Below are 6,492 nucleotides of genomic sequence, written 5' to 3' on the forward strand. Positions count from 1 at the left end.
GCCGCGAGCGCGCGGCCCTGCACGGCCGCAGCCGATCGAGTCATTCTTGGATGGGCCTTAGGGCCCGCGGAAGAATAACTCGTGTGTTTCGGTCAGGACTGGGCACCGCTGGCGAGGCGCGACGACGAGGAGTATTGGGGATACTTCGAGGAGGAGCAACATAGCCAGCGGTGGTCGGAACCGGCGAAATGGATGAGTTATTTTTCCGCGGGCCCTTAGCTTCCGATAACCCCGATGCCGTCGTACAAGAAGCCCTGCTTGCGCAGCCCATAGCCCGACCACATGTTGCGCCCGTCGATCAGCAAGGGACGCTTCATACGCTGCCGAATCCGATCGAAGTCCGGGTTCAGGTATTGCTTCCATTCGGTGACCAGGACCAGCGCCTCGGCACCTTCAACGGCGTCGTACTGGTCGTCGACGATCTCGACATCGTCGCCGAACAGCGTGCGGGCGTGGACAGCCGCCGCGGGATCGTGAGCCGCGACGCTTGCCCCTTCCGCGCGCAGCCCTTCGATCAGCGTCAGCGCAGGCGATTCCCTGATATCGTCGGTACGCGGCTTGAATGCGATGCCCCAGAGGGCGATCTTGCGCCCACGCAGATCAGCCTCGAAAGCGTTCTTCAGCTTGCGCAGCAGTACGCCCTTTTGTCGCTGATTGACCCGGTCGGTGGCGCTGCACAGCTCGAGCTCCACTCCGTGATCGTGGCCGGTCTCCACGAGCGCCTTGACATCCTTCGGAAAACACGAGCCGCCGTATCCTGGTCCCGCGAAGAGGAATTTGCCGCCGATACGCTCGTCGCTGCCCGCCCCCATGCGCACGCGATGGACGTCCGCTCCCACCCTCTCGCACAGCGCTGCGACCTCGTTCATGAAGGACACCCGCATGGCGAGCATCGTGTTTGCGACGTACTTCGATAGCTCGGCGCTTGTCGGGTCCATCCACAGAATCCGTTCCTTGGTGAGGCTGTAAGGATGGTACAGACGCCACATTATCTCGCGCGCCATGGTGTCGTCCTCGTCGCAGCCGACGATGATCCGATCGGGACGCATGAAATCGTTGACCGCGTCACCCTCCTTGAGGAATTCCGGGTTCGACACCACGTGAATCGGGTGCTCCGAGAGCTTGCCTACAATGCGCCGCACGCGCGTGTTGGTGCCAACGGGTACGGTGCTTTTGAGCACGAGGACCGTTTCCTTGATCGCGGCGCGGGCGACATCCTCCGCAACCTTGTCGACCGCCATCAAGTTCGCGGCTCCGTCACTTCTCGATGGAGTGCCCACGCCGATGAACACGACATCGGCTTTCGCCACGTTCTCCGTCAAGTCCGTCGTGAATTGCAGGCGTCCGGCGCGTGTGTTGCGTTGCAGCAGCTCCTCGAGCCCCGGTTCGTAGATGACCGTTTCTCCTCGGTTCAGCTTGTTTACCTTGGCCTCATCGACGTCCACGCAAACGACGTCGTTGCCCGCCTCAGCGAATCCAGCGCCCGACACGATGCCGACATATCCGGTTCCAACCACGCATACTTTCATGTCGTTGCTCCTGTCGCTTCCTGTGAGACGCGCTTGCCCGTGAGCCGAAAGCGACCGGGCCCGAGTCCCCGGGCAGCGTTGTCGGATACTGCAATCGGCCTATCAGAATCCTAGCAGAGGCACCAGTGCGATCTTTTGCACGTTTGTCGGTTTCTGCAATCAGATCAGTCCGCAGGAAGTCGGGCGGCGGGGACGTAGACCGCCCCGCGACGAGGACGAGACCGCCCAGCGATGCGCCTGGGAAGCCGCCCCTGAAGCGAAGAACCCCGTAAACGGCTACCGGATTCCCGCCGGGTGAGGGTGCTGCGCGCGACTCCTTGAAGGTGGCTGCGCTCTCACTGCTTGGTCACAGACTTCGCAGTTGGTTAGCCGCTTGCGCATGATTTTCTTGGCCGCCTGCGCCAAAGAGTGACGCCAATTGTCAATTGCTCATGTCACACGGAGTTTTCGCTCAAGCCACATTCTCGGCTAGCAGAGCACGCAGAATGTGGGATACGAGATGCATGGAAGCATGTGGGACGTGCTGGAGGATTCTCGTTCGTTGCCGGATCACTCAGGCGGTGCTATTGTCAACGATTGGCTCGCTAAGGGGCATCCACTCACTGGGCGTGGGGCGCCGTCGGGCGCGCAGGCTTCCTGTAGCGTGGGGTTTCGAGGTACCGCAGTCCCACAAGAAGGGCAGGACTTCGTATGTTTGATTATTCCAATTATTCGAGATCGAGCCTGCGAAGATCGAGCCTGCTAGAATCAAGCCGTATTTCATCCCGCTTGCTCGCATCGGTACCTTCAAGCGGCCAAGTCTACCCCGAATCTGCGGTGCGGCGGAGCGCAAGGCCCTGGCCGCGGCGGGTGGTGGTGTATTGCCACGACCTGTTTGGAATGGGCAACTTGCGCAGGATGCTGCGACTAAGCCGCCATCTCTTGGACGCCAACGAGGACATTCATGTCCTTGTGTTGTCGGGTAATCCTGCGATCCACCGTTTCGATCTCCCGGAGCGCCTGGAGTACGTGAAGCTCCCGTGCCTGACCCGCGGCATGTCCGGCAACGTCAGCTCCAAGCGTTTACCGGCGCTCACGTCGGAGATGATCCGACTTCGTGCAGCCATGATTCTCTCGGCGACAAAAACGATGGAGCCGGATCTGCTGTTGGTCGACAAGAAGCCCCGCGGAGCATGCAACGAGCTCGATTCCGCGCTGCGCTATCTCGATCAACAGGAGCTCGATCAGCAGGAGCGCATATGCCCTCGCGTGCTCGTGCTGCGAGACATTCTCGACGAACCGGAAATCACGCGGAAAGCCTGGAAGCGCGGGGATTACTACAAGCTGCTTCGAGACAGCTTCGACCGCATTCTAGTCGTGGGCGAGCGGCACGTGTTCGACGTGGCGGAGGCCTACGGTCTCGATTCCGAGCTGCAGCGCAAGCTTCGCTACTGCGGTTACATGCACATTGCTGCGCCGCCGCGCTCTCGGGAGGAGATTCTCCGGGACCGCGGGCTCGACCCCAGCATGAAGACCGTGCTCGTGTCGGTCGGAGGCGGGGAGGACGGAGCCCGCGTGCTGGACGCGTACCTGGACGCGGTCGACCTGCGGCAAGCGACCTGGCAAAGCGTGATCGTATCCGGGCCGGAGCTGCCGGAGCAGGACTTTTGGCGCGTCCGCCAGCGAGCCCGCAAGCACGCAAACGTGTATCTCTCGCGCTTCCGGGACGATATCCTGAGCATGATGAAGGCCTGCGATCTGACGGTTTCGATGGCAGGCTACAACACCCTGTGCGAGGCCCTTTCGATGGGCAAGCCCATCGTGGTCGTGCCGCGTGCGGGACCCACACGGGAACAGCGGCTACGCGCACAGCTCATGGCCGGGCTCGGTTGGCTGGATGCGGTCGCGCCTGACGTCAGCGGGCCGGAGCTATTCGAGGCCGTGAAGCGGCGGATCGAGTGCGGCGTGCCGGATCATGCCGGATCGAACGATCGAACCTCGAGCTGCGTGGCTCCAATCAACGGTGCCGTGGTGAGCGGTGCCGTGGTGAACGGCGCAGTGGTGAACAGCGCAGTGGTGAACAGCGCAGTGGTGAACGGCGCAGTGGTGAACGGCGCGGCCACGCACCCGGTGATACGGCACGATTTCGCGGATTCGTACAGGTTGCTTATACGTGAGCTCTTTGAGTAACGCAGCGGGATTCCCAAGGAATTCCGGCAGGCCCAGGGTGATGCTGTACTGCCAGTACCTGTCGGGTATGGGCCACCTGATACGCAGCGCGGAGATTGCGCGGGCACTGGCGCGCCGCTCGGAGGTTCACTTTGTCAACGGGGGCCCACCGATCGCCGGATTTCGGCTTCCCGATGGCGTGCACCGCGTGTCACTGCCGCCGGTCTGGTTGGAGGACGGCAGGCTGCGTGCTGACGGCGGCCGCGAGATCGAGCGTGTCAAGCAGACGCGCAGGCGCTGTCTCTTTGCTGCGTTCGATCGCGTGCAACCCGACTGCGTGATCACGGAGTTCTTCCCCTTTGGTCGAGCGCTCCTGAGCTTCGAGCTATCGCCCTGGATGGCCCATATCAGGCGCCGGCGGCCGTCCTCGCTGATCGCCAGCAGCGTGCGCGAGACCATCGGTACGGACAATCTAGTCGAGCAGGCCCCGGGGATCGCGAGCCGGCTCAACCGGTATTTCGACATGGTGCTCTACCATTCGGATCCTAGGCTGCAGGCGTTCGAGACGTCCTTCCCGTTGCCCGAACGCGTTCGGTGCCCGGTACACCACACGGGTCTCGTTGCAGCGGCGGCTCAGAGCTCGCGCAACGGGTCGCTCGATCTCGCAGAGCCCTTCGTCCTCGCGACGGTCGGTGGCGGAAGACTCGGCTACGAGCTGCTCGAGTGCATGATCGCGGTTGCTCGATGCCTCGAAAAGGAGCAGCCCCACACTTTCTACCTGTTTTCGGGTCCATTCATGCCGTCCGAACGCTACGAGCGTCTGAGAGCGCAGGCGGGTGATCTCGAGCGGGTCCACGTGGAACGCTTCACGCCGGACATCGGGCAGTACATGGCTCGTGCCGCGCTCTCGGTGAGTCTGGCGGGCTACAACACCACCATGAGCCTGCTGCGTGCCCGCGCACCGGCATTGGTGGTGCCCATGGGGCACAACGCCATCGATCACGAACAGCTCCAGCGCGCCACGCGACTGCACGAGCTGGGGTTGGCCACGATGGTCGTGCCCGAGGAGCTCGCGCCGGAGCGAATGATCGCGCTCGTGTGCGGGCACCTGAAGCGGCCTCGAGAGCGGGCGATCGACCTCGATCTCGATGGCGCCGAGCGCACTGCCGCCATCGTGCTTGCCGCCATCGAGGCTCGGGCCGCAGGCGCTCGAGCCATCGGGGCAGGTGCCATGGGGATCGGGCGGCCGAGCCCGGATGCGCTAGCCGGCCTCCGGCCCCCGTCCGCGGATCGTGGCCGCAAGGGTGAGGTCGCGTGTTCAGGATCGTGAGGAAGGTTGCATGACGACACCGCAAGTAAGCCTCGTTTGCGTACCGCGGGAGCGATTCAGCTTTGCTCGCGAATCGCTGGAGAGCCTGTACGCCAACACGGATTGGCCCTTTCGTCTCATGTACGTGGACAACGGAGCGCCGGGATCGCTGCGCCGCTGGCTGCGAGCACAGAGCGCCGTCCGGGGCTTCGAGTTGGTCAAGGCGCCGCACTTTCTGAGCCCTAACCAGGCCCGCAACCTCGGCCTGGCAGAAGCCCGCACGCAGGATGCCAAGTACATCGTTTTCGTCGACAACGACGTGGTGTTCGAGACAGGCTGGCTGGAGCGGCTCGTCCGCTGTGCCGAGGAAACCGGCGCCACCGTGGTGGGCCCGCTGGTTTGCCAGCACGAGCCACTGCACTCGATCATTCATTGTGCCGGCGGTGAGTTCATGCCGGACGCGGACTTGCTCCGCTTCCGCCTTGAGCCCCAGCCGACGCTGCCTGTGGCCGGCCCGGGCCAGCAGCGCTGGCGCATTCAGGAAAAGATCTACCAGCAAGGGGAGCCCGTGGAGGCATGCGATCGCGAGCACCGCCCTACGGGCTTCGTGGAGTTTCATTGCGTGCTCGTGCGGCGGTCCTTTCTGGACGAGCATGGACCGCTAGACGAGCGGTTCTTGACCACCAAGGAGTACCTCGACCTCGCCATGACGGTCGCACGCGCGGGGGGCTCGGTGTGGCTGGAGCCGTCTGCACGGGTCACCTTCCGCACGCACTTCCCTGCGCCGCCGCTCGCGTTCAGTGATCTGCCCTACTTCATGCTGCGTTGGAGCGACCGATGGATGATCGAAAACCTGGCCTACATGAGAAACAAGTGGGACCTCGTCGACGATGCATACTTTCAGAAGCGCTACCGCAAGCTCGGTTGGCGACGGCGCATCGAGATCCTGCGGCCGCTCGGCAGGCACATGCCCTTTCTGAATGAAACCGGCAGCGAATGGGTCACGGACAGGTTGGCGCTTGCGGAGAAGCGTCTGAATCGGTTCGTGACCGATCGTCATGCGGCGAGGGTCGGCAGGGCCACTGCGGACAGCGGCGGGATGCACGCATGAGGATCGCCTTCGTCACCTGGCGCTTCCCGGTCCTGTCGGAGGCTTTCATTCTGAATCAGATCGCGGGCTTGCTCGATCGCGGCCACGACGTACGTGTTCACGCCTTCAACGGATACCCCGACGGTTTCGTGAAGGCGCACCCCATCGTGGAACGCTACGGCATGATGAGGCGTGCCTACCTGACGCCGGCACGTCCTGAGAGGAAAGTCCTGGCCACAACCACCTCGCTCATGGGCTACAAGGCGCTCAGGCATCCCTCCGAGTTCACCCGGCTAGCGGCCGGCTACCTTCGAAGCGCCAGGACCCTGGAGCATGATCGGTTGAAGTTCTTCCATCGGGCGGCGGTGCTCTTGGGCTTGCCCGACTACGATGTGGTCCATTGCCAGTTCGGCAAC

Annotated in this window: 5 protein-coding genes; 4 read left to right on the plus strand and 1 reads right to left on the minus strand. The window is 63.2% G+C overall.

Features of this window, described 5'->3' with window-relative positions; translation table 11 throughout:
• Positions 1-215 precede the first annotated feature (215 nt).
• Positions 216-1,529: a UDP-glucose/GDP-mannose dehydrogenase family protein gene (locus MJD61_00045; GenBank protein ID MCG8553669.1), complete on the minus strand. Its 1,314-nt coding sequence runs from the start codon at positions 1,527-1,529 to the stop codon at positions 216-218.
• A gap of 816 nt (positions 1,530-2,345) precedes the next feature.
• Here MJD61_00045 and MJD61_00050 point away from each other — a divergent pair.
• From MJD61_00050 to MJD61_00065, 4 genes are all read left to right on the plus strand, one after another.
• Entirely contained in the window at positions 2,346-3,698 is a 1,353-nt protein-coding gene (locus MJD61_00050; protein MCG8553670.1) for a glycosyltransferase, read from the plus strand.
• Positions 3,682-5,007, plus strand: a complete 1,326-nt coding sequence (locus MJD61_00055) for a glycosyl transferase (protein MCG8553671.1) — start codon at positions 3,682-3,684, stop codon at positions 5,005-5,007. The genes MJD61_00050 and MJD61_00055 overlap by 17 nt, the downstream gene beginning before the upstream one ends.
• A 10-nt stretch (positions 5,008-5,017) precedes the next feature.
• A complete protein-coding gene (locus MJD61_00060) occupies positions 5,018-6,097 on the plus strand; it encodes a glycosyltransferase (protein MCG8553672.1) in 1,080 nt (359 codons plus the stop codon).
• Positions 6,094-6,492, plus strand: a 399-nt coding sequence (locus MJD61_00065) for a colanic acid biosynthesis glycosyltransferase WcaL (GenBank protein ID MCG8553673.1), incomplete at its 3' end; no start/stop codon positions are given. The genes MJD61_00060 and MJD61_00065, both read left to right, overlap by 4 nt.

It is taken from the genome of Pseudomonadota bacterium (assembly GCA_022361155.1).
GTDB lineage: Bacteria > Myxococcota_A > Polyangia > Polyangiales > JAKSBK01 > JAKSBK01.